Source organism: Rhizobium sp. 007 (assembly GCF_015353075.1).
GTDB lineage: Bacteria > Pseudomonadota > Alphaproteobacteria > Rhizobiales > Rhizobiaceae > Rhizobium.
Map to the genome: position 1 here is coordinate 3,366,194 of NZ_CP064187.1, position 23,111 is coordinate 3,389,304.

Sequence of the window (23,111 nt, forward strand, 5' to 3'; positions counted from 1 at the left end):
GTTTTCTCTCCTTGGGTTATAGGGCAATTCGATCAATTCTTGCGGGATCGCTTGTCGAAGCGGCGGGCAAGCGCATCGCCGACGCTCTGCACGGCCTGGACGAGCAGTATCAGGACGATGACGACGACCAGCATCACATCCGGCATGAAGCGCTGGTAGCCATAGCGGATGCCGAGATCGCCGAGCCCACCGCCGCCCACGGCGCCGACCATCGCCGAATAGCCAATGAGGCTGACCAGCGTCATTGTGAGCGCCAGTGTCAGCGTCGGACGCGCTTCGGCAAGAAGTACCTTGCGCACGATCTGCATCGGGGTCGCGCCCATGGCGCGGGCGGCTTCGATCAGGCCCTTGTCGACGTCGCGAATGGCGGCTTCGACGAGTCGCGCGAAGAACGGAATGGTTGCGATCGTCAACGGTACGATCGCTGCCTTGGTGCCGATCGACGTGCCGGTGACGAGGCGCGTGAAAGGGATGATCGCGACGACGAGGATGATGAAAGGTGTCGAGCGCGTCGCGTTGACGATCAGTCCAACGACGCGATTCACGGAAGGCGCCGGAAAGAGCTCGCCGCGGCCGCTAGTCGCCAGGAACACGCCGATCGGCAACCCGATCAGCGAGCCGATGAAGCCGGCGATCGCCACCATGCGCAGCGTATCGAGCGTTGCCTTGCCGATGAGAAGCAGAAGATCAGGAGACATAGCCGAGCACCTCCGCAACGAGACCGTTCGCCTTGAAGAATTCATCCGCTTTCGCGGAAGTCGCATCATCCGCTGCATAGGCGATGATAAGCGAGCCGTAGGGTTCGCCGCCGATCTCGTCGACCGTTCCGGCGATGATGTTGATATCCGAACCCAACGTCTGGATAAGCTGCGAGATCAGCGGCTGTTCCGCAGTGCGCCCGAAGAACGTGATGCGCACGGCAACGCGACCGCCTTGTGTCTTGTGCGGCCGCAGGCCGGCTGCGAGCGCTGCCGGAAGCTTCGAGCCCGGCAAACCGGAAAGCAATGCGCGCGTCGTCGGATGTTGCGGCCGGGTGAAGACATCGAAGGTGCGGCCGCGCTCGACGATGATACCCTTGTCGATCACCGCAACGTCGCTGGTCACCGCTTTGACGACCTCCATCTCGTGGGTAATCAGAAGCACGGTAAGCCCCAACTCTGCATTGATGCGCTTCACGAGCTCGAGGATCGACTGGGTTGTCTCTGGATCGAGCGCGGAGGTCGCTTCATCGGAAAGCAAAAGCTTTGGCTGCGTGGCGAGCGCGCGGGCAATGCCGACGCGCTGTTTCTGGCCACCGGAAAGCTCTGCCGGATAGCGGTCTCGTTTGTCGGAAAGCCCGACGAGATCGAGCAGCGGCTCGACGCGCGTGCGAATGGCGTCCCTGTCGAAACCAGCGATTTCCAGGGGCAGCGCCACATTGCCGAAGGCGGTGCGCGAGGACAAAAGGTTGAAATGCTGGAAGATCATGCCGACCGAACGGCGGAGCGCACGCAGGCCAGCCTCGTCCAGATCGGGAACGTTGACGCCATCGACGATGACCTTGCCGCTCGTTGGACGTTCCAAGCCGTTGACAAGACGGATCAGCGTCGACTTGCCGGCGCCGGAACGCCCGATGATGCCAGTAATGGAGCCGCGTGCGACGGCGAAATCGACCGCATCAAGTGCGGTAAACGATTTGTTCTCGGCGCCGAAGCGTTTCGATACGTCTTCGAAGAGGACGGTATTTGCGGCATTGGCCGCGCTTGAAGAGTCGGAATGCATGGATGCTCTCGATGTTCAAAAAAGTCCGCAATCGCTGAATGGCTGGGGACGCGGCGCGTCTGATCAGGCCGGCATTCGGCAACGCATTCGGAACAGAGAGGCAGTCTTTATCATCGCACAACCGGAAGATTCAATTTGATCGGCGCATGGCTGCCATGCGCAGGGATGTAATGCTTTATGGCGGAGTTCCAGTCGCGATTGACAGAGAGATTTTTTCTTTGAATCGGTCAGCGCGGCAAAAAACCACCCATTGTGCAATTGTCTGGTTCACGAAACGCGCGCCGCTTGCTTCTTCTCCCCAGCGGGGAGAAGTGCCCAAGCGTCAGCGAGGCGATGGGGGTGAGCGACGAAAGGAGCGAACGACCGAACGACGAACAGCAAGGAGGACGGGTCTCCCATACGGTCCCCTCATCCGGCCTTTCGGGCCTTCTCATCAAGAGGCGGAGGGTATTCAACCCGCTTTGTGATTGCCCGCCGGAAACTGGCTTGCCAGTTGCCGGTACCACTTGCCGCTCTTCTTCACGGTGCGGACCTGGGTGTCGTAATCGACATGCACGAGGCCGAAACGCATCTTGTAGCCTTCCGCCCATTCGAAGTTGTCCATCAGGCTCCAGGCGAAGTAACCGCGCATCGGGTAGCCGTCCTTGATGAGGTCGGCAACGACCGCCAAGTGATCGCTGTAATAATCGAGGCGCGGCTGGTCATCGACCTCGCCGTTGACCACATCCAGGTTGTAGCAGGCGCCGTTTTCGGTGATGTAGCATTCCGGCAGTTCATAGCGACGATAGAGGTCTTCGACGACGTGCTTGAGGCCGGGCGCATAAACCTCCCAGCCGATATCTGTCTTCACGTCGCTGGCACGCGGCGCTTCGGCCGTCCAGGGGAAATCGCCGTTCTTCGCCGGGTCGTCGGCAACACGCAGCGGCGTGTAGTAGTTGAGACCCCACCAATCGAGCTTCTGGCTGATGATCTTCATGTCTCCATCTTCGATGATGGGCATGCGGTCGCCGAGCGCTTCCACGAACTCGCTCGGATACTCGCCCTTGAAGACCGGATCGAAAAAAGCGCCGTTGTGGAACTGATGCGCGCGTTCGCCGGCTGCAATATCCGCCTTGCTCTGCGATCCCGGAATGACGGGCATCGCATTCAGCACCAGGCCGGCTGGTACCTTCGGCGCCTCGGCGCGGATCGCCTCGACGCCAAGTCCGTGCGCAAGGTTCATGTAGTGCATGGCGTGAAGCGCTGCCTGCATGTTGCGCTCGCCCGGCGCATGGATGCCGTAGAGATGGCTGAGCCAGACGATGCACCATGGTTCGTTGAAGGTCGCGACGCTGTCGAGCCGGTCGCCGAGACGCGCCATGACGGTCTTTGCGTAGCGCTGAAAGGCGTAGGCCGTGGAGCGCGCCGTCCAGCCGCCGTCGCCTGCCAACAGCAGCGGCAGGTCCCAATGATAAAGCGTCGCGAAGGTCTTGATGCCACGCGCCTTGCAACCGTCGACGAGGCGGTCGTAGAAATCGAGGCCGGCTTCATTCACAGGCCCGGTACCATCCGGAATGATGCGCGGCCAGGCGATCGAGAAGCGATAGGCCTCGACACCCATGTCCTTGATCAGGTCAAGGTCCTGTTCGAGCCGGTTGTAGTGATCGCAGGCAACATCGCCATTATGGCGGTTATAGACACGACCCGGCATGTTGCAGAAGGCATCCCAGATCGACGCCTTGCGCCCATCCGCTTTACTGGCACCTTCGATCTGGAAGGCAGCCGTCGCGACGCCAAAGGTGAAATCGCCCGGAAAGCGGGCGGCGAGTGTCTTAGCCTCGATCATCTGAAAACCCCGTCTGGTACTGGACTGGTCGTTCGAGCGGCGGTTTAACCAAAGGAACCGGCGTTGTACAGAGTGGAAATGTCAATCCTGCAACGTTGCAGACGGATAGCGGACCTAACGGGTATAGCCAGACTAGGCGCCGCCCCTCACGCTAACTTCTCCCCGCAAACGGGGCGAGGGAACGTCTCTCACGCAAGCGCACGTTCTAATGAAGCGATGCGACACATACCTTCTCCCCTCTCGCGGGGAGAAGGTGGCGTCAGCCGGATGAGGGGCTCGCCCAAGACCTGGTTATCAGACCTTGACCCAAGCCCCATTCCGCTTCGACGAAGCAACGCAGGCTTCGACAAAGGCAACGCCCTTCACGCCGTCATCGACGGTCGGATAGACCACGGCCTTGGCGACCGCTTTGCCATTCTTGTGCGCATTGATCGCATGCGCCGCTTCCGTGTAGATCGTCGCGAAGGCTTCGAGGTAGCCTTCCGGATGGCCGGACGGAATGCGTGAGACGCGGGCAGCGGCGGCACCGGAACCCGCGCCGTTGCGGGTAATCAGCCGCTTCGGCTCGCCGAACGGCGTGTACCAGAGATAGTTGGGGTCAGCCTGCACCCACTCGAAGCCGCCCTTGGTGCCGTAGACGCGGATCTTCAGCCCATTCTCATGGCCGGGAGCCACCTGGCTGCACCAGAGCATGCCCTTGGCCGGCTTCTCCTTGCCTTTTGCCTTGAAGCGCAGAAGCACGTGAGCGTTGTCGTCCAGGCGACGGCCTTCGACGAAACTATCGAGATCGGCCGCGAGACTATCGAGCTCGAGGCCGGTGATGAAGGAGGCAAGGTTATAGGCATGCGTGCCGATATCGCCGGTCGAACCACCTGCGCCCGACTGCGCCGGGTCGGTGCGCCAGACGGCCTGCTTGGCACCGCTCTGCTCGACAGGCTCTGTCAGCCAGTCCTGTGGATATTCGGCCTGCACGATGCGGATATCGCCGAGTTCGCCATTGGCAATCATCTCGCGCGCCTGACGGACCATCGGATAGCCGGTGTAATTGTGCGTCAGGATGAACAGCGCGCCGCTCTCGTTGGCGACCTTCTTCAGTCTTTTGGCATCGGCAAGATTGGATGTCAGCGGCTTATCGCAGATGACGTGGATGCCCCGGCGCAGAAATTCCTTGGCGGCATCGTAGTGAACATGGTTCGGCGTGACGATCGAGACCGCCTCGATGCCGTTCTTAAGCTTCGCCTCACGGATCGCCATCTCCCGGTAGCTCGCGTAGGTGCGCGACGGGTGGAGGCCGAGATCGCGGCCCGATGCGATCGCCTTTTCCGGCGTCGACGACAGCGCACCTGCGATGAGCTCGTATTGATCGTCGATGCGAGCCGCTATGCGATGCACGGCGCCGATGAAAGCACCCGCTCCGCCGCCGACCATGCCGAGGCGGATGCGCGGCTCGCGCGCCTGTTCCGTTGATCCTTCAATTGCCATAGGTTCCTCCAAAGAAATGATTGTTTGCCGACGGTGCCGCGGTAGCCGGATGAGGGGGTGCGGCGGACGTAGTCTTTCGCTGTGTGCTCAAGACGTCGCTCCGCTGCGCCCCCTCATCTGTCCTTCGGACATCTTCTTCCCGCAGGGAGAAGAAAGGAGCAAGGCTCAGAGCCCGAGCATGCGGCGGTTCGCCGCCTGATCCGTACCGCTGCCGGCAAAATCGTCGAAGGCCTTCTCCGTGACGCGGATGATGTGTGCTTTGACGAACTCAGCACCCTCACGCGCACCGTCTTCCGGATGCTTCAGCGCGCATTCCCATTCGACAACGGCCCAGCCGTCGAAATTGTTGGCCGTCATTTTCGAGAAGACGGCGCCGAAATCCACCTGGCCGTCGCCGAGCGAGCGGAAGCGGCCAGCGCGATCGACCCAGCCCTGATATCCGCCATAGACGCCCTGACGCCCGGTTGGATTGAACTCCGCATCCTTGACGTGGAACATCTTGATGCGATCCTTGTAGATGTCGATGTTGTCGAGATAGTCGAGGCACTGCAGGACATAGTGCGATGGATCGTAGAGCATGTTGGCGCGCGGATGGTTGCCGACCCGCTCCAGGAACATCTCGTAGGTGACGCCATCATGCAAATCCTCGCCGGGATGGATTTCATAGCAGACGTCGACGCCGCACGAGTCGGCATGGTCGAGGATCGGCTTCCAGCGGCGGGCAAGCTCGTCAAAGGCCGTTTCGACAAGACCGGCCGGACGCTGCGGCCACGGGTAGATGAAGGGCCAGGCAAGCGCTCCTGAAAAGGTCGCATGTGCCTTGATGCCGAGGTGCTTGGAGGCCGTCAGCGCCATCTTCACCTGCTCGACCGCCCATTCCTGCCGCGCCTTCGCATTGCCGCGCACTTCCGGTGCGGCAAAGCCGTCAAAGGCCTCGTCATAGGCAGGATGCACGGCCACCAGCTGGCCTTGCAGGTGGGTCGAAAGCTCGGTGATCTCGATACCGTTTTCCCGCGCCTTGCCGGCGAATTCGTCGCAGTAATCCTTGGAGCTGGCAGCCTTTTTCAGATCGATCAACTGACCGGCCCAGGTCGGAACCTGCACGCCCTTGTAGCCGATATCAGCCGCCCATTTGGTGATCGCATCCCATGAATTGAAAGGCGCGGCATCGCCCGCAAACTGCCCGAGGAATAGGCCGGGCCCTTTGATCGTCCTCATATCAGAATCCTCCCTGATGATCGACCGTAAACGTTTATGATGACTTCCAGCACGCGGTTTGGCGGGAGCAAGGCGCCCACGCCCTTGCGCAGATGCAGCTGAAAAGCCGAAAGTCTGAAGCGAACTAATCATGCCTGTCTGGAGGCCGCAAGAGGTACGTGCCGCATTCTTGACCGCAGCGCGTGCGCAAGCAAAGAAAATGCGTCCATCCTTGCGAATGGGCGCATTGCAGTCGGAAGATCAGAACGGAGAATCCGCGAAGTAGAAGTCCTTGGCGTTATCCTTGGTGATGAGCGTCGCGTCGAGGATATAGGTACCGCGCACCGGAACCTGATCGTAGAAATTTGCTGCCGTCATTTCCATCGCCGTGGCGACCATCGCCGGCGGATAGAGAACGTCGACGGGGATCAGCTTGTCGCCGTCCATGACCTTCTTGACCATGTCCTTGGAGCCGGCGCCGGCGATAACGTACTGGATGTCCGTACGCTTGGCCTGCTCGATGGCCTGCAGCACACCGACGGCCATGTCGTCGTCCTGGCACCATACGACGTCGATCTTCTGGTACTTCGTCAGATAGTCCTGCATGACCTTGAAGGCGTCGTCGCGGTTCCAGTTGCCGTACTGGCGGTCAAGAACCTTGACGTTCGAACCGGCGATGCCCTTGTCGAAGCCGTCCTGGCGCTGCTGGTCGATCGGGATCGGCAGGCCGCGGATGACGACCACCTCTGCATCCGGCGTGTTTTCCTTGATGTACTTGCCGGCGACTTCGCCGAGCGCCGGGTTGTTGCCGGCGACGTAGAGGTCGCGAACGGAATCATCGTTGTTGCTCGGCGCACGGTCGACGAGCGCCACGAACTTGCCGGCGTCCTTGATTTCCTTGATGGCGTTGACGAGCGGATCCGGATCCGACGGCAGGATGACCAGGGCATCAATGCCTTGTGTCGCAAGATCCTGCACGGCGTTTGCCTGGCTTGCGGCATCTGGCGAGGTCTTGACGATGACGTTCAGGCCCGGATGTTCGGCCATCAGCAGCTTTGCCACGCGCTCTGCATGGAAGACGACGCCGGCCGTCCAGCCATGGTCGGCTGCCGGAATGGAAACGCCAATCGTTACCTTCTTGTCCTGGGCATACGAGACGCCCGTGAGGACCGCCATGGCGGCGACGGCCAGGCCCAAAATTTTTTTACGCATTTTTCTCTCTCCCAAATAATGACTGGGCCTAGTCGATCGAGGACCGGGCGACCCATAAACCCGGCTATTCACGATTTACGCACCAGCGACCGCTGAACCAGCATGGCGATGATGATGATCGCCCCCTGGATGGCGCCGATCAGGTATTCGCTGATGAAATTCGAAAGCAGCATGATGTTGCCGACGAGTTCGAGAATGAAGGCGCCGCAGATCGTGCCCCAGACCCGGCCCGCGCCACCCTTGAGCGCCGTGCCGCCGACAACCACGGCGGTGATCGCCTGCAGTTCCCAAAGGATGCCCGTCGTCGCCGAGGTCGAGCCAAGCCGCGGCACGTAGAGAAGCACGGCGATGGCGACGCACAGGCCCTGGATGACGAAGGCGATGGTGCGCACGCGATTGACGGCGATACCGGAATAACGCGCCACATCGCTGCTGGAGCCGACCGCCACGACATGCCGCCCATAGCGGGTACGGTAGAGGACGAAGGCTGCAACGCCGGTGACGGCAAGGATCACGGCGATCGGAACCGGCACGCCAAGGATGGAGCCGAAATAGGCCGGGCGATAGAGTGACTGCAGCTCGGGCTCGCGCAGCGTGATGGCGCCGCCCTGCGAAAGCCAGGTGGTCAAACCGCGATAAACGCCCATGGTGCCGAGCGTTGCGATGAAAGGCTCGATCTTACCAACGGTGGTGATGAGACCGTTCGCAAGGCCGCATGACGCCCCGATCACGATCGTGAGCACGATGGCAGCCGTCAGCATCAGCGCCGGATCGGCGATCGCGCCGGAATTCATGAACAGGATCATCAGGCTGGCGACGAAAGCGACCATCGACCCCACGGAAAGGTCCAAGTCACCCGCCGAAATCACGAAGGTCGCGCCCACGGCAATGATGGCAATGAAAGCGCTTCTCGTCGCAACATTGGCAAGGTTCGTGATGCCGATGAAATTCGGATTGACCAGCGCCCCAACCACGAGAAGCAACGCCAGCGCCGCGAAGGGCGCGACCGCCCGAAGATCGACATCGCGCCAGGAACGGCGCCGGCTTTCCCTTTCGCTGCTTTCCTCGCTTATACTCATGTTCAAAACCAACCTCCCGTCCCATTGTCCCTGGGAATTCGCCGCTACGCCTCGACCGGATTATTTCGCCTAGTCAGGCAGCAATCTTTTTTTTCAATCCCGCCGCGTAGCGCATGATTTCCTGTTCGGAGATCTCATCGCCCTCCAGAATGCCGACGATCCGACCTTCGCGCATCACGGCGATACGCGTGCAAAGTCCGATCACCTCCGGCATCTCCGAAGAAACCACGATGATTGAATGACCATCGCGGGCCAGTGCCGAAATAAAATGATAGATCTGCTGCTTGGTGCCGACATCGATGCCGCGGGTCGGCTCGTCGATGATGATGATCTGCGGCTCGATCTCCATGACTTTCGCCAGTAGCAATTTCTGCTGGTTGCCGCCGGACATGCGGCCGGCAATGATATTGCCGTCCCTGACGCGGATGTCGAAGCGGCGCCGGGCCCTTGCCATCGCAGAGGCTTCGCTCGCAGCGCTCAAATAGCCGAACCGGCCATGCTTGTCCAAGGATTGCAGCGTAAGGTTGGCGACCATGCCGGAGTTGAGAAGCAGTCCCTTGGACTTGCGGTCCTTGGTCATGTAGGCCAAGCCAGCGCGATTTGCGGCATGAACGTCGTGCGGAGGCACGGACTGACCGTTGACCGTGACTTCCCCCGATGCGCGCGAGCGCAAACCCATGATCGCCTCCATAAGCTCGGTACGGCCGGATCCGATCAAGCCGGAAAACCCGAGGATCTCCCCTCTCCGGACCTCGAAACTGGCATCGCGGACATAGTGGGTCGACACGGAATTGACGCTGAGGACGACCTCTTCGTCGACATCGGGCTCGTTCTTGGCGGGATAAAGGCTGGAGAGCTCCCGCCCGACCATCAATTGAGCGATCGATTCGCCGTCGAGGATCGAGGTAGGCGAGGTCTTCACCCATTGGCCGTCGCGCAGCACCGTCACCCGGTCGGTCAGTTCCATGACTTCGTCGAGCTTATGGGAAACGAAGACGAAGCTCGTTCCCTGGTCGCGAAGCTTGCGCACCTGCTTGAACAGGAAGTTGATCTCCTCGCGCGATAGCACCGCGGTCGGTTCATCCATGAATACGATCCGCGCATTGCGGCTGATCGCCTTGGCGATCTCTACCATCTGCTTGTCGGCGATCGACAGCGTGTTGATCTGCGCATTCACGTCGACATGCGAGCCGAGGAGATTAAGGACGCGCCGCGCCTCGGCGCGCATATACTTGCGGTCGAGCACGCCGAAACGCGTGACTTCGCGGCCGAGAAACAGGCTCTCGGTGACGGTCAAATGTTCGGCGAGATTGAATTCTTGGTGAATGATGACGATGCCGAGCGCCTCTGCGGCACCATTGGGCGGCAGCTTCACAGCTTCGCCGTCGAGCAGGATTTCGCCGGAGCTTGGCTCTTCGAAACCGGAAAGGATCTTGACGAGGGTGGACTTGCCGGCGCCGTTTTCGCCCATCAGCGCATGGATTTCGCCGGCGCGAAGGTCGAAATTGACGCTGAAGAGCACCTGCACGCCGCTGAAAGATTTGCTAATTCGCCTTGCAGACAGCAGCGCCGCACCTTCGACGGTCTCCGGACCCATTATTCCCTCCCCAACGGCTCCCGTCCGCTTTATGCGACTGTGTAAACCTTTACATTGGCGATGTAAAGGTTTACATCATAGCATACATGAGAATTTTTCAGCGTCGCCTTTGACCTTCGGGGAAGTCTGTGTAGTGTCCCGGTCAAGACGAGACCCAAGGCAGAGCGCAGTGTCGAATTCCACCCCCGCAACAATCGAAGACGTCGCCCGAATTGCCCAGGTTTCGATTGCAACGGTCTCCCGCGCGATCCATATGCCCGAGAAGGTCGCGAACTCGACACGCCTCAAGGTCAACCAGGCAATCGCCATCACCGGCTACACGACGAATGCGATGGCGCGCAGCCTGCGGCTCGGCCGCTCGAACATGATTCTCGTGGTCGCGCCCGACATCGGCGACCCGAATTTCTCCAACATCCTGGTCGGATTGGAGAATGAAGCCCGCGCGCACGGCTACGGCATTCTCATCGGCCATACACAGAACGATGCGCAGCGCGGCCTCGAATACCTGAAGTTCCTGAATTCCAATCAGGCGGCCGGGCTGATCCTCTTCACCGGCATCCTGCCCTTCGGCCACCAGACCATGACCGCGCGCCTGCCGCCCAGCGTCGGCGTCTTCGAGCCGGTCTTCAACGGCGGCATTCCCTATGTCGGCGTGGACGACATCGCGGGCGCCCGCAAGGCCGTCGACCTGCTGATTGCCGAGGGCCATCGGAAGATTGCCTTCATCGGCGATTCGCGCACCCGTCTCGCCTACAGCCGGCGGCGCATGGGGTATGAAGCCGGAATGGATGCCGCTGGCGTCAGTCCCGACCTTCGAATTGTCTTCGAAGGCGACGGCACGATCGAAAGCGGCCGGCTGGCGGTCGAACAGCTTTTTATGCGCGATACCCTGCCGACGGCCTTCATGTGCGTCAACGACCAGACCGCCATCGGTGTGATGATCGGCCTCGGCGCGCGCGGCTACGATATTCCTCGGGATTTTTCCGTGACCGGCTTCGATGACGTGCCTCAAGCCGTCTTCATGTCACCCTCGCTGACAACGATCCGCCAGCCACGCACTGCCATCGGCAAGCATGCCATGGCACTCCTGCTCGAGCTCCTGTCAGACGGTCAGCCCGCCGAGACGGAAATCCTGCTCAGACCCGATCTGGTGGTCCGCAACTCGGTCTCTGCGCCCTCGCGCAACTGGACAAGGAAGTAAGAAGGACGGCGGCAGCCGAATGAAAGCTGCAGCCGTCCCGCATTGCTTAAACGTAGCGGTTGACGACGTTTTCCAGCAGTTCCTGCTTGCCGGATTTCGGCTGCGGGTTGATGTTCCTGGTTTCAACCCACTCGGCGATCTGCTCAAGCGAGTATTCGCCGCGCAAGAGCTTCTGGCCTTCGGCGGCGTTCCAGCCGGCATAGCGATCCTCGAGCGGTTTGGAGAGCGCCCTGTCCTCGATCATCTTGGCGGCCGCCTTAAGGCCGCGAGCGCAGCAATCCATGCCGCCGATATGGCCGATCAGCAGGTCTTCCGGATCGAGCGACTGGCGGCGCAACTTGGAATCGAAGTTCGTGCCGCCGGTCTTGAAGCCGCCGCCTGCTAGGACGTGGTAATAGGCCAGCGCCATTTCCGGCACGTTATTCGGGAACTGGTCGGTATCCCAGCCGGACTGGTAATCGTTACGGTTCATGTCGATCGAGCCGAAGATGCCGAGCGCGTTGGCAAGTGCCAGCTCGTGCTCGAAGGAATGGCCGGCGAGGATCGCGTGGCCTTGCTCGATATTGACCTTCACCTCGTTTTCCAGGCCATTCCTCTTCAGGAAGCCGTAGACGGTCGCGACGTCGTAGTCGTACTGGTGCTTGGTCGGCTCCTGCGGCTTTGGCTCGATGAGGATCGTGCCCTTGAAGCCGATCTTGTGCTTGTATTCGACGACAAGGTTGAGGAAGCGGCCGAGCTGATCGAGCTCGCGCTTGAGGTCGGTGTTGAGCAGCGTCTCATAGCCTTCGCGGCCACCCCAAAGCACGTAGTTTTCGCCGCCGAGCTTCTGCGTCGCATCCATGCAGGTCTTCACCGTCGCAGCCGAAAATGCAAAGACATCCGGATCCGGATTGGTCGCGGCACCCGACATGAAGCGGCGGTTCGAGAAGAGGTTCGCCGTGCCCCAAAGCAGCTTGACGCCGGTCGCAGCCTGCTTTTCGGCAAAGTAGTCGACAATCTCGTCGAGGTTCTTCGTGTTCTCGGCAAAGCTGTTACCTTCCGGGCGAACGTCGGCGTCGTGGAAGCAATAATAAGGCGTGCCGAGCAGCTGGAAGAATTCGAAGGCGACATCGGCCTTCAGTTTCGCTGCCTTCATCGTGTCTTCGAACCAGGGACGCAGGAAGGTCTGGCCGCCGAAGGGGTCGCCACCCGGCCAGGTGAAGGTATGCCAATAGGCAACCGCAAAGCGCAGGTGGTCTTCCATGCGCTTGCCCATGACAATTTCGTCGGGCTGGTAGTGGCGGAAGGCCAGCGGATTGGTGCTGTCCGGGCCTTCATATTTCACTTTCTGGATATCGCCGAAAAATCCGGTGCTCATGGTATTGTCTCCTTGGGTTCACTCTTGTTGGTTATGCAGCCAGGCGCCCCCTCACCCTACCCTCTCTTCGCTGGGGAGAGCGGGGACAAGGCGCCGCCGCAAGTACTTTTTCCCCAACGGGGAGAAGGTGCCGGCAGGCGGATGAGGGGCAGCCTCGACCTCAATGCGCCAGTGATTTGATCGCCGGATAAAACGACCGATAGCGCCTGTAGGCATCCTCATAGGCACCACTCAAAGCCGCGACCGGCTCGATCGTTTTTGCCGTCTTCGGCGGCGTGCAGACTGAAACTGGCTCGGCGCCTGTCGCCGCGATCAGCCCAAGCCTCGCCGCCCCGAAGGCCGCGCCGAAATCGCCGTCGGCGGGCAGATCGACCGGAAGGCCGAGCGCCGTTGCGATCGACGCCAACCAATAGCGCGAGCGCGAGCCGCCGCCGATGGCGGTGACGCGGGATATATTGGTGCCTGCCGAACGCAGCGCTTCGAGATTATCGCGGATTGCGAACGACACACCTTCGAGCACCGCCTGTGTCAGCACAACCCGACTGCTCTCATGTTCGAGGCCGATGAAGGCGCCACGGATGACGGCATCATTGTGCGGCGTGCGTTCGCCTGAAAGATAAGGAAGAAAGGTGACACCAGAGGGTGTCTTCAGCGTCTCGCCGAGTTCGTTCGTGAGATCGGCAGCGGACTGACCAGTGACGTTCGAATGCCAGTTCAACGCATCGGTGGCCGAAAGGATAACGCCCATCTGATGCCAGGTGTTGGGTAGTGCGTGGCAGAAGGCATGGACCGCACTCTCTGGCTTCGGCAGGTAGGCGGCATTCGCCGCGAAGAGAACGCCGGACGTGCCGAGCGAGACGAAGGCCGCGCCATCGCTAACCGTGCCCATGCCGCAAGCAGACGCTGCATTGTCCCCTGCCCCGCCGGCAACGACAGCGTCGCTTGCAATACCCAACTTGGCGGCGAGTTCGCCGCGCAGCTTTCCTGCCTGCGCGGTGCCTTCCACCAGCGCCGGCATCTGCTTTTCGTCGAGACCCGTCGCGGCAAGAAGCTCAGACGACCATTTGCGTTTGCCTGTATCGAGCCAGGACGTACCGGCAGAATCCGACATTTCGGAAATGTGCTCGCCCGTCAGCCAGAGCCGCAGATAGTCCTTCGGCAGCAGCACCTTGGCGACCTTGGCGAAAATTCCGGGCTCATGCTTGGCGACCCAGGCAAGTTTCGGTGCGGTAAACCCGGGAAATACGATGTTACCCGTCAGCTTGCGGAATTTCGGGTCGGCATCCAGCGCCGCTGCCTCGACATAAGAACGCGTATCGTTCCAGAGAATGCAGGGACGCAGCACCCTATCGTCGGCATCAAGGAGCGTCGCGCCATGCATCTGGCCGGAAAGGCCGACGCCTTTGACGGCCGCGAGCTCTTTCGGGTGTTTCGCTTTCAGGCCCGCAACAGCCTCCTCCGTTGCGCGAATCCAATGCGACGGTTCTTGTTGCGACCAGCCGGAATGCGGCCGCGAAACATCGAGCGAACCATTCGCCGAGCCGATGATCTTCTGATCGCCGTCGATGAGCATCGCCTTGACGCCCGAGGTTCCGAGATCGAGACCCAGATACATGTCATTCTCCTTGCCGTTACGGCAGATTGTCTTTCAGGAATATGTCGAGCCGGATCCGCTCCTGCGCATCGATGACGGCAAGCCCGTCGGCCTTTGCTTTGAGAACCCGGATCGCACTTCGGACCTCATGGCCGGCGTTCTGATTGAGGATCGCATCGATCGTGCCGTCGATGAGGGCTGCACGCGTATGGACGGTCAATTCATGGGCGACGACTGTCAGCGGGCGGCTTGAGGCTCTCGCCTTGAGCGCCCTGACAAGGCCACGGTTGCCGGCGCCTAGGCTGTAGACGCCAATCACCCGCTCATGCTTGGACAAGACGTCGGCGACCAGCATATGCGCCAGTTCCGGATCGTCGCGGCCTTCGAGGACCGGCAGGATGGAGAGCTTCGGAAACTCCTGCGCCATCAGCGCGGCAAAGCCTTCCAGCCGCTCGCGATGGTCGCGCACCAGCATGGAGCCGGCAAGCACCGCCACCTCGCCCTTGGCATCGCCAAGAAAGCGTCCGAGAAGACGCGCTGCGGTTCTTCCGGCGGCGATATTGTCGACACCCGCATAATGATGCCGGCGCGAACCGGTGAGGTCTGAAACCAGCGTGACGACAGGAATCCCGTCGGCCACGAGCCTGTCGACCGCAGCGACGACCTCAGGTGCGTCGGTGGCGACAAGCGCAATCCCGGCGGGACGTTCATCGGCAAGCTTTTCGAGCGCCGTAACCAGAGCGGCCGGATCGAAGGCGGCAACCTCCACTGTGCGAATACTCGTCCTCTCGGACGGCGAACGGATCATCGCTTCGCGGATCTCGGCGTGCAGCCCGTGCATGAAGGAATTGTCCGAGGCGGGCAGGATGAAAACCAAAGGATAGGTGCGGCCCTTAGCGAGGTTGGCGGCGGCAACATCGCGCACATAGCCGATCTCGCGGATTGCCGTTTCCACTTTTTCGCGCGTGATGCGGCGGACACCGGGGCGCTGGTTCAGCACGCGGTCAACGGTCGCCAGACTGACCCCCGCCGCAGCGGCGATATCATGAACTGTAGGCCTCATCGCTCCTCCTGATGAAACCATTATCGCCAAATTTGATGTACGTAAATCAAAAATTTCAAACGGCTGTCGAGCACCCATAAAAAGGCCGGCATGGTCTCCCAAGCCGGCCGTCATTTCGAACCTTCGAACGCTCAGTGGCCTCCGCTGCCACCGCCGCCGCCCTGGGGTTCCGGTTTCTTGATCATCGCGACCCCGAGGATCATGGCCATGAAAAGTACGGTCAGGATCAGGAATACGTCGCTGAAGGACAGAATGATCGCCTGTCTGGTGGCAAGCCCGACCATCTGCTTGATCGCGGCCGAAGCACCGTCCAAGCCATAGGAGTTGAAGTTGGCAGTGAGGTTGTTCATCTGGTCGATCGCGGCCGGATTACCCCAATCCATGTTTTCCCGCAGCCGCTCGTAGTGCACGTCCTGACGGTTGGAGAGAACGGTGTTGATCACCGCAAGGCCGACTGCCCCGCCGAGGTTACGAGTGAGGTTGAACAGACCGGAGGCACCACGGATACGTGAAGGCGGCATCGTGCCGAGCGCGATGTTGTTGATCGGCACCATGCACATCATGAGCCCGAAACCGCGCAGGATCTGCGGGATGAAGAGCTCGTAGAAATCCCAGTCTTCGGTCAGGTGGGTCATGACGAAGGTGCCGGCCGCGAAGCTGGTAAAGCCGATCACCATCATCAGGCGAAGGTCCATCTTCGTCGACAGCCGGCCGGCAATCGGCGCAGTGAGGAACATCGCAAGGCCGGAGACAAACATGGTCTCGCCGATCATCAGCGAATCGTAACCGCGGATGCGCCCCAGATAGACCGGATAGATATAGGTGAGGCCGTATAGCCCGATCCCCATGACGAATGAGAACACCGAACCGAAGGAGAAATTCCTGTTGGTAAAGGCTCTGAGGTCGACGACCGGGAAGTCCACGGTGAAAGCGCGATAGAAGAAGATGATCGCGCCTACCGCGGAAGCCACAGCACCGGCGACGATATAACTGTCGTTGAACCAGTCGTTCGAATTGCCTTCCTCCAGCACATATTCCAGCGCACCGAGGAAAACGCCCATGGAGATAAGGCCCCACCAGTCGAACTTCCTGAAGAGCGACAGTTCCGGCTTGTCGAAGTCGATGAAATTCCAGGTGATGGTGGCGACCAGGATACCGGGAATGACGTTGACGAGGAACAGCCAGTGCCACGAGAAGGCGTGGCTGAGATAACCGCCGACGGTCGGGCCGATGGTCGGCGCAAGGGTGGCGATCAGGCCGATGATAGGCGAGACGATGCTGCGCTTCGACGGCGGGAAGATGGTGAAGGCGGCCGCGAAGACGGACGGAATCATACCGCCGCCGATGAAGCCCTGGATGGCGCGGTAAACGATCATCTGGTCAATGTTCGTTGCCGTTGCGCAGAGCACGCTCGACAGCGTGAAACCAGCAGCCGAAATAGCGAAAAGATAGCGTGTCGAGATGATGCGAGCGAGCGTTCCCGACAGCGGAATCATGATGACTTCCGCAATCAGGTAGGACGTCTGCACCCAGCCGATCTCATCCGAGCCGGCGGAAAGGCCTGCTTGGATTTCCGCGAGCGATGCGGAGACGATCTGGATGTCGAGGATCGACATGAACATGCCAAGCACCATCGCAAAGAATGCGATGAGCTTGCGCGGGTCCATTCGCTCTTCGGAACCGGCGACCGGAATGGCGCCTGCTGTAGCGGTGGTAGCCATTGGCCTACTCCGGCTGGCTGATCACTTTGCTGCCTGCTCTCTACCGGGGGCCGTGCGGGTATCGACATCGACGACGACGCTCAGGCCGGCGCGCAAGCGGCCGCTGTCGAGCGCATCTTGAGGCAGCGCAATGCGGACCGGGACGCGCTGGATGATCTTGGTGAAATTGCCCGTCGCATTTTCCGGCGGCAGTAGCGAGAAGACGGAGCCGGAGGCCGGCGAAATCGACTCGACGGTGCCGACGATCGGATGGTCGTCATAAGCGTCGACATGCACGTTGACCTTCGAGCCCGGAACCAGGTGCTGGATCTGCGTTTCCTTGAAGTTGGCGTCGATGAAGAGCTGACGCACCGGAACCAGTGCCATCAGGCGCTGGCCGGGCGAAACGAGATCGCCTTCCTGAACAGAGCGGTTGCCGACGACGCCATCATACGGTGCCTTGAGGATTGTGAAGGACAGATCGCGGGCTGCCTTGTCCCGCTGAAGCTCGAGCGTGCGAACCGAACCTTCGGCTTCCCTGCGCTGCGCCTCGAGAATGGTGACGTTTGCTTCCGCCGACTTGATGTTGGCGTCACCGCCGACGAGATTGGCCTTGGCCTGGTCGAGAGCAATATTGGCAGTGTCGAGATCGGCCGTAGTGCCGACCGACTTCGCCTGGAGGTCCGCCTGGCGCTTCTGTGTGATCTCGGCGCCACGGACTGCCGCCTCGAGAGCCACCTTGGAGGCCTGGGCCTGAGCAAGCGCTGCCTTGGCTCCTTCGATCTGCGCGTCGATGCGGCTCAGCGACAGCTTCTCCGTAGCGATCTGGGCTTCGGCCTGATCGAGGGCATTTTGATAATCGCCATTGTCGAGCGTGGCGAGCACGTCCCCGGCCTTCACCTGCTGGTTGGCGACGACATTCACCTTCGCGACATAGCCGGTGACCTTTGGCGAGATCGTTGCGATATCGCCTTCGATATAGGCGTCGTCGGTCGAGACCATGAAACGGCCGTTCGTCCACCACTCGTAGCCGTATGACGCACCGCCGGCAAGAATAGCGAGCGCCACGATCGGTAGCACCAGGCTGCGGCGCTTCTTCTTTTCAGCCGGAGCGGTCTGCGTATCGGGAGCAGTCTGAGGGGCACGCGGAGCTTCCGCAGTCGCCGGTTCGGCAGGGACAACGGCGTCCGGCACCGTCTCGTCCCTTGCGGAATCGCTGACAATGCGGGCGACATTCGATTTCTGGTTGGACGACATGAGCAAAGACCGGGTAAATCGAGTGACGTTGATCGAACTGAACGGTTCGGTTCAGTTGACATAAGACCTTTTTAAAGTCATATCAAGTTATATCGAACCAGGCGGTTCGATTTTGTATGTTCGCATCTGCGAACGTGGTTAAGGAGACAATGACAGAAATCTTCAAAGATACGATCGAAGCCCCGGCCGCAAGCGGCCGATGGGCGGCAGGAGAGGATCCGGCAAAGCGCAGGCAGATCCTTGAAGGGGCGAAGCGTGTCTTCATGAAACTCGGCTTCGATGCCGCGAGCATGAACGATGTGACGCGCGAGGCTGGTGTTTCGAAAGGAACGCTTTATGTCTACTTCGCCAACAAGGAAGAGCTTTTTACTGCGATGATGGAGACCGAGCGCGCCGCTTTTGTCGCCAGCGTGCGTGCGGCTCTCAATGCCAATCCCGATCCGGACACGGCTCTTTACGATTTCGGCATGACCTTCGTCCGGCACACAACCGAAGAAAAGGTCATCAATGCCATACGCACCGTCATCGGAGTGCGCGACCGCATGCCGCACCTTTGTCAACGCTTCTTTACCGGCCCCGAAAACATCCGGACCGTCCTCACCGACTATCTGAAGGCGCAGGTCGCCGCCGGGCATTTTGTGATCGAGGATGTCGAGCTTGCCGCTCGCCAGTTCCTGGAACTATGCGGCGGAGGCTTCTTCAAGCTGCGCCTCTTGGGCGACATGGCGGGTCCTCCCTCCGAGGAGGAGATGAGCCGCATCATCCGCGGTGCGATCCGCGTCTTCCTTGCCGCCTATGGCGTTAACCAGAACCGGCCAGCCTGAACGTCTTCGATTTCTTTCGGCGTTGCACTAAAATCCAGCAAAAGCGATCAAACCTGCTTGCCGGTTTTACTCTAATCAGGAGACCGCAACCAAGGAAGTGTGCATGAGTGCCATTGGACGGGCGATTTGGTTTATTGAAAGCCATTCCGCCAGCGATATCTCGCTGGATGATATCTCGGATGCCGCAGGTCTGTCGCGCTATCATCTGTCGCGCGTCTTCGGGCTCGTCACCGGCCACTCGATCAGCGGCTATCTCCGCGGACGTCGTCTGAGCGCCGCCGCATTGGCCCTGATCGGCAGTTCATCGAGCATCCTCGAGGTTGCCCTCGGCGCGAGTTACGGCTCGCACGAGGCTTTCACCCGTGCCTTTCGCGACCAGTTCGGCATCACGCCGGACGCGGCTCGCAAGCAGGGGCACGTCCGCAACCTCGCTTTAGTGGAGCCGATCAAAATGGACCCCGCACGCCTCAACGAACTTGAAGAACCCCGCTTCGAAACCCTGCCGGCAATGCTTTTTGCCGGACTGCAAGAGGCCTATGGCTACGGCGGCAATGCCGCGATTCCCTCACTTTGGCAGAAATTCAACTCTTATTTCGGCAATATTTCCGGCCAGCGCGGCAATGTCGCCTATGGCATCTGCACACATATCCAAGGAGAAACCGAAACGTTCCGCTATATGGCAGGTGCCGAAGTCACAGATGCCGGCGACCTGCCGGAGGGTTTTACGACGCTAAAAGTGCCCGGTCAGCGCTACGCTGTCTTCACCCATCGCGGCCACGTCTCCGCTATTGCGGCAACGATGCATCATATCTTCGGGACATGGCTCCCCGCCTCGGGTCTCAAGCACGCCGAGATGCCAGACATGTTCGAACGCTACGACGAGCGCTTCGATCCCCATACCGGCATGGGCATCACGGAAATCTGGATACCGGTGAAGGAATAAAAGCCTTTCCGCTTTCGTATATTCCCCTGCGCGCTTGTTTCTTGGCGCCTTCACCTTAAATTGCGGGCGTCAGATTCTATGGCGCGAGGGAAAATAACTTATGCAAGATATCATCATGCTCGTTCAGGATCCGGCAGCCTGGGTGGCTCTGGTGACCCTGGTTGTCATGGAAGTCGTCCTCGGCATCGACAACCTGATCTTCATTTCCATTCTCACCAACAAGCTGCCGGTCGAGCATCGTGATAAAGCTCGCAAAGTGGGCATCAGCCTCGCCCTCGTCATGCGTCTTGCATTGCTCGGTACCGTGGCCTGGATCGTCCAGCTCACGACACCTGTCTTCGAGGCTTTCGGTCATGGCTTCTCTTGGAAGGACATGATCTTGATCGCCGGCGGCCTGTTCCTCGTATGGAAGGCCACCAAGGAAATTCACCACAGTGTCGATCCGGAAGATCACAACGAGGATTTCATCGCGAGTTCGGCAACGACGGGCTTTGCGGCGGCGATCAGCCAGATCCTGCTGCTCGACCTCGTCTTCTCGGTGGACAGCATCATCACCGCCGTCGGCATGACCCCGCACCTGCCGATCATGGTCATCGCCGTCATCGCCGCCGTCACTGTCATGCTGTTCGCCGCGACGCCGCTTGCGAATTTCATCGAGAAAAACCCGACGATCGTCATGCTGGCGCTGGCCTTCCTGCTGATGATCGGCACCACACTCATCGCCGACGGTATGGGGTTCCATGTACCGAAGGGCTATGTCTATGCCGCCATGGCCTTCTCGGCGCTGGTTGAAGTGCTGAACATGTTTGCAAGAAACGCCCGAATGCGGAAGAAAGCCAGCGGGCATTGACGAGATTTAAACGGGGGGCGCGACAAAAACGCGCCCTTTGCTTTTTTGTTCAGGCCGCTCCCTTGGAGTTCCCTGTGATCGCCGAAACCAGCCGCTGATCGTCTGCCGTGATGTCCGGCGCTAAACGGGCGGCGCCCGCCCAAATGGGCGTGTATCGAACGATACCGCCCTGTCCGGCGAGATGCTGGAAAAGACCATTTGCGCCGGCGAGGTGAAGGATAGGAACTTTGCATCCTGCATGACATTGATTGCTCCAGGAAAGCGTACAAGTATCATCCGGCAATCAGCCCGAACCTTCAGAGCGGTATGACGACCCAACAGATCCTTTCCTTCGGCGTGATCGGCCTGATGATGGCAATCTTCATCTGGGACCGGTTCCGTTACGACATTGTGGCCTGTTGCGCCCTCGTTCTTGCGGTTGCAGCCGGTCTCGTTCCTTTCGGCAAGGCGTTTTCCGGCTTCGGAGACGACATCGTCATCATCGTCGGCAGCGCCCTCGTCGTCAGCACCGGGGTCGCCCGCTCGGGGATCGTCGACATGGCGATCAAGCGCTTCTTTCCCAATCTTGCCAAGCCGCATCTCCAACTCGCCCTGTTGCTTATCGTTGTTGCGGTGCTCTCTGCCTTCATCAAGAATATCGGCGCTTTGGCGATCATGATTCCGGTCGCCTTCCAGTTCGCCAGGAAAACCGGCAAATCACCATCGCTCTATTTGATGCCGATGAGTTTTGCTGCCTTGCTCGGCGGCTTGATGACGCAGATAGGCACTTCGCCCAACATCGTCGTATCGCGATTGCGCGAGGAGATCACCGGTGCGCCCTTCACCATGTTCGATTTCACGCCTGTCGGCGCGACCCTGACCCTTGTCGGCGTCGTCTTCTTGATCTTCTTCCATTGGCTGGTGCCGGAACGGCAGAACGAGAATCCCTCGCTCGAGGAGGCGCTCGACCTCAAAACCTATTTCTCGGAGGCGACGGTTGTCGAAGGATCGAGCTTCGACGGCAAGAAGCTGAACGAACTCCTTCAACTCGGCGACGGCGAAGTCGTGGCGACGGCGATCCTGCGCGGCCACTCCCGCATGTCGCCTTTTCCCGACGTGATGCTGAAGGCCGGCGATACGATATTGCTGGAAGGCGTGCCGGATGCACTCGATCGCGTGGTGACCCGTGCGAAGCTGAAGCTCTCCGGAAAGCCCATCCCGGAAGCGCGGGCGGAAGGCAATCTCGTGTCGATCGAGGCCGTCATCACCGCGGAATCGATGCTGATCGGCCTTTCCGCGCGCCAGCTCTCGCTGTGGAACCGGCGGCGGGTCAACCTGCTCGCCGTCAGTCGCCAGGGCCACAAACTTACCGAGCGGCTGAGCGAGGTGACGCTTCGGGCCGGCGACGTTCTCCTGCTTCAGGGAAGCCGCAGGAACCTGCCTGGCTTCCTGCAGGAATTTTCCTGCCTTCCGCTTGCCCAACGTGACATCATGCTTGGCACGCCACGCCGAGGCTATGTGCCCCTTTTGATCCTCGCCGCCGCCATGGGCGTGACTGCCGCGGGCCTCACGCCGGTTTCGGTCGCCTTTTTCTGCGCAGCGCTCGCCATGGTCGTCTTTCGCGTGATCCCGCTCGTCGATGTCTATAAGTCGCTCGATGCGCCGATCCTGATCATGCTTGCAGCACTGATCCCGGTATCCGATACGCTCCGGACCACGGGCGGCAGCGATCTGATTGCCGGATGGCTCGGCGATTTCGCTGCCCAGATGCCGCCATTCGGCGCGCTGGCGTTGATGCTGGTGACCGCCATGGCAGTGACGCCGTTCCTCAATAATGCCGCCACAGTCCTTGTCATGGGACCGATCGCGGCGAGTTTTGCTGAGGCCCTCCATTACAAACCGGAAGCTTTCCTGATGGCGGTTGCCATTGGCGCCGGCTGCGACTTCCTCACGCCAATCGGCCATCAATGCAATACGCTGGTTTTCGGCCCCGGCGGCTACCGCTTCAGCGATTACCCTCGCCTGGGCCTACCGCTATCCTTCATCATCATCGTGGTGAGCGTGCCCGTGCTTCTCTATGTTTGGCCTGCGCTTTGAGTGCCCGGCGCCCATTTTCCTTGACGTGCGCGGTCGAATATGGCCTTAAGGCCAGCCAAACGGACAATCGGCGGATGAACTGGGCAGAATGCC

At 60.3% G+C, this 23,111-nt stretch carries 18 protein-coding genes; 5 read left to right on the plus strand and 13 right to left on the minus strand.

The genetic code is table 11. The features are described from left to right. Nucleotides 1–32: 32 nt before the first annotated feature. From ISN39_RS16505 to ISN39_RS16540, 8 genes are all read right to left on the minus strand, one after another. Complete coding sequence (locus tag ISN39_RS16505; RefSeq protein ID WP_194728230.1) at nt 33–698, minus strand: methionine ABC transporter permease; 666 nt, start codon at nt 696–698, stop codon at nt 33–35. Then, nucleotides 688–1,761: a methionine ABC transporter ATP-binding protein gene (locus tag ISN39_RS16510; RefSeq protein ID WP_194728231.1), complete on the minus strand. Its 1,074-nt coding sequence runs from the start codon at nt 1,759–1,761 to the stop codon at nt 688–690. Before ISN39_RS16510 ends, ISN39_RS16505 begins: the two co-directional genes overlap by 11 nt. Before the next feature lie 451 nt (nt 1,762–2,212). Further along, a complete protein-coding gene (locus tag ISN39_RS16515) occupies nt 2,213–3,586 on the minus strand; it encodes a GH1 family beta-glucosidase (RefSeq protein ID WP_194728232.1) in 1,374 nt (457 codons plus the stop codon). Between the two features lie 294 nt (nt 3,587–3,880). Continuing rightward, nucleotides 3,881–5,068 (minus strand): Gfo/Idh/MocA family oxidoreductase, encoded by a 1,188-nt coding sequence (locus ISN39_RS16520; RefSeq protein ID WP_194728233.1) that lies wholly within the window; start codon nt 5,066–5,068, stop codon nt 3,881–3,883. A 165-nt stretch (nt 5,069–5,233) separates the two neighbouring features. Continuing rightward, the gene (locus ISN39_RS16525) at nt 5,234–6,286 is read right to left on the minus strand and encodes a sugar phosphate isomerase/epimerase (protein ID WP_194728234.1); all 1,053 of its coding nucleotides are present in this window, start codon (nt 6,284–6,286) and stop codon (nt 5,234–5,236) included. Nucleotides 6,287–6,526: 240 nt separating this feature from the next. Beyond that, nucleotides 6,527–7,477, minus strand: a complete 951-nt coding sequence (locus ISN39_RS16530; protein WP_194728235.1) for a substrate-binding domain-containing protein — start codon at nt 7,475–7,477, stop codon at nt 6,527–6,529. A gap of 68 nt (nt 7,478–7,545) precedes the next feature. Next, entirely contained in the window at nt 7,546–8,556 is a 1,011-nt protein-coding gene (locus tag ISN39_RS16535) for an ABC transporter permease (protein ID WP_074069720.1), read from the minus strand. A gap of 73 nt (nt 8,557–8,629) precedes the next feature. Beyond that, a complete protein-coding gene (locus ISN39_RS16540) occupies nt 8,630–10,153 on the minus strand; it encodes a sugar ABC transporter ATP-binding protein (RefSeq protein ID WP_194728236.1) in 1,524 nt (507 codons plus the stop codon). A gap of 169 nt (nt 10,154–10,322) precedes the next feature. On the opposite strand from ISN39_RS16540, the gene ISN39_RS16545 reads away from it, so the two are divergent. Then, complete coding sequence (locus tag ISN39_RS16545) at nt 10,323–11,354, plus strand: LacI family DNA-binding transcriptional regulator (RefSeq protein WP_074069722.1); 1,032 nt, start codon at nt 10,323–10,325, stop codon at nt 11,352–11,354. 46 nt (nt 11,355–11,400) lie between these two features. Here ISN39_RS16545 and xylA read toward each other — a convergent pair whose 3' ends face one another. The 5 genes from xylA to ISN39_RS16570 all read right to left on the minus strand — a co-directional run bounded on the left by xylA (nt 11,401) and on the right by ISN39_RS16570 (nt 18,325). Then, on the minus strand, nt 11,401–12,711 hold the full coding sequence (gene xylA, locus ISN39_RS16550) for a xylose isomerase (RefSeq protein WP_074069723.1): 1,311 nt from the start codon (nt 12,709–12,711) through the stop codon (nt 11,401–11,403). A 160-nt stretch (nt 12,712–12,871) separates the two neighbouring features. After that, entirely contained in the window at nt 12,872–14,326 is a 1,455-nt protein-coding gene (xylB, locus tag ISN39_RS16555) for a xylulokinase (protein ID WP_194728237.1), read from the minus strand. Between the two features lie 16 nt (nt 14,327–14,342). Next, complete coding sequence (locus tag ISN39_RS16560; RefSeq protein ID WP_039846159.1) at nt 14,343–15,368, minus strand: LacI family DNA-binding transcriptional regulator; 1,026 nt, start codon at nt 15,366–15,368, stop codon at nt 14,343–14,345. 131 nt (nt 15,369–15,499) lie between these two features. Continuing rightward, nucleotides 15,500–17,089: a DHA2 family efflux MFS transporter permease subunit gene (locus tag ISN39_RS16565; protein WP_194728238.1), complete on the minus strand. Its 1,590-nt coding sequence runs from the start codon at nt 17,087–17,089 to the stop codon at nt 15,500–15,502. Between the two features lie 21 nt (nt 17,090–17,110). Next, nucleotides 17,111–18,325, minus strand: a complete 1,215-nt coding sequence (locus ISN39_RS16570; protein ID WP_194728239.1) for an HlyD family secretion protein — start codon at nt 18,323–18,325, stop codon at nt 17,111–17,113. 149 nt (nt 18,326–18,474) lie between these two features. Between ISN39_RS16570 and ISN39_RS16575 the strand changes: the two genes are divergently transcribed. The 4 genes from ISN39_RS16575 to ISN39_RS16590 all read left to right on the plus strand — a co-directional run bounded on the left by ISN39_RS16575 (nt 18,475) and on the right by ISN39_RS16590 (nt 23,018). Then, nucleotides 18,475–19,149, plus strand: coding sequence for a TetR/AcrR family transcriptional regulator (locus ISN39_RS16575; RefSeq protein ID WP_194728240.1), 675 nt, complete (start codon nt 18,475–18,477; stop codon nt 19,147–19,149). A gap of 103 nt (nt 19,150–19,252) precedes the next feature. Beyond that, a complete protein-coding gene (locus tag ISN39_RS16580) occupies nt 19,253–20,092 on the plus strand; it encodes a GyrI-like domain-containing protein (RefSeq protein ID WP_194728241.1) in 840 nt (279 codons plus the stop codon). A gap of 100 nt (nt 20,093–20,192) precedes the next feature. Next, a complete protein-coding gene (locus tag ISN39_RS16585) occupies nt 20,193–20,942 on the plus strand; it encodes a TerC family protein (protein WP_194728242.1) in 750 nt (249 codons plus the stop codon). A gap of 306 nt (nt 20,943–21,248) precedes the next feature. Next, nucleotides 21,249–23,018: an SLC13 family permease gene (locus ISN39_RS16590; protein WP_074069732.1), complete on the plus strand. Its 1,770-nt coding sequence runs from the start codon at nt 21,249–21,251 to the stop codon at nt 23,016–23,018. Nucleotides 23,019–23,111 lie beyond the last annotated feature (93 nt).

Excerpts from the sequence above, each read along its gene's own strand:
- ISN39_RS16575 (WP_194728240.1), top strand. The coding sequence starts at position 18,475 with ATGACAGAAATCTTCAAAGATACGATCGAAGCCCCGGCCGCAAGCGGC.
- ISN39_RS16535 (WP_074069720.1), bottom strand. The coding sequence starts at position 8,556 with ATGAGTATAAGCGAGGAAAGCAGCGAAAGGGAAAGCCGGCGCCGTTCC.
- xylB (WP_194728237.1), bottom strand. The coding sequence starts at position 14,326 with ATGTATCTGGGTCTCGATCTCGGAACCTCGGGCGTCAAGGCGATGCTC.
- ISN39_RS16570 (WP_194728239.1), bottom strand. The coding sequence starts at position 18,325 with ATGTCGTCCAACCAGAAATCGAATGTCGCCCGCATTGTCAGCGATTCC.
- ISN39_RS16560 (WP_039846159.1), bottom strand. The coding sequence starts at position 15,368 with ATGAGGCCTACAGTTCATGATATCGCCGCTGCGGCGGGGGTCAGTCTG.
- ISN39_RS16510 (WP_194728231.1), bottom strand. The coding sequence starts at position 1,761 with ATGCATTCCGACTCTTCAAGCGCGGCCAATGCCGCAAATACCGTCCTC.
- ISN39_RS16525 (WP_194728234.1), bottom strand. The coding sequence starts at position 6,286 with ATGAGGACGATCAAAGGGCCCGGCCTATTCCTCGGGCAGTTTGCGGGC.
- ISN39_RS16505 (WP_194728230.1), bottom strand. The coding sequence starts at position 698 with ATGTCTCCTGATCTTCTGCTTCTCATCGGCAAGGCAACGCTCGATACG.
- ISN39_RS16515 (WP_194728232.1), bottom strand. The coding sequence starts at position 3,586 with ATGATCGAGGCTAAGACACTCGCCGCCCGCTTTCCGGGCGATTTCACC.
- ISN39_RS16580 (WP_194728241.1), top strand. The coding sequence starts at position 19,253 with ATGAGTGCCATTGGACGGGCGATTTGGTTTATTGAAAGCCATTCCGCC.
- xylA (WP_074069723.1), bottom strand. The coding sequence starts at position 12,711 with ATGAGCACCGGATTTTTCGGCGATATCCAGAAAGTGAAATATGAAGGC.
- ISN39_RS16520 (WP_194728233.1), bottom strand. The coding sequence starts at position 5,068 with ATGGCAATTGAAGGATCAACGGAACAGGCGCGCGAGCCGCGCATCCGC.
- ISN39_RS16585 (WP_194728242.1), top strand. The coding sequence starts at position 20,193 with ATGCAAGATATCATCATGCTCGTTCAGGATCCGGCAGCCTGGGTGGCT.
- ISN39_RS16590 (WP_074069732.1), top strand. The coding sequence starts at position 21,249 with ATGACGACCCAACAGATCCTTTCCTTCGGCGTGATCGGCCTGATGATG.
- ISN39_RS16565 (WP_194728238.1), bottom strand. The coding sequence starts at position 17,089 with ATGGCTACCACCGCTACAGCAGGCGCCATTCCGGTCGCCGGTTCCGAA.
- ISN39_RS16540 (WP_194728236.1), bottom strand. The coding sequence starts at position 10,153 with ATGGGTCCGGAGACCGTCGAAGGTGCGGCGCTGCTGTCTGCAAGGCGA.
- ISN39_RS16530 (WP_194728235.1), bottom strand. The coding sequence starts at position 7,477 with ATGCGTAAAAAAATTTTGGGCCTGGCCGTCGCCGCCATGGCGGTCCTC.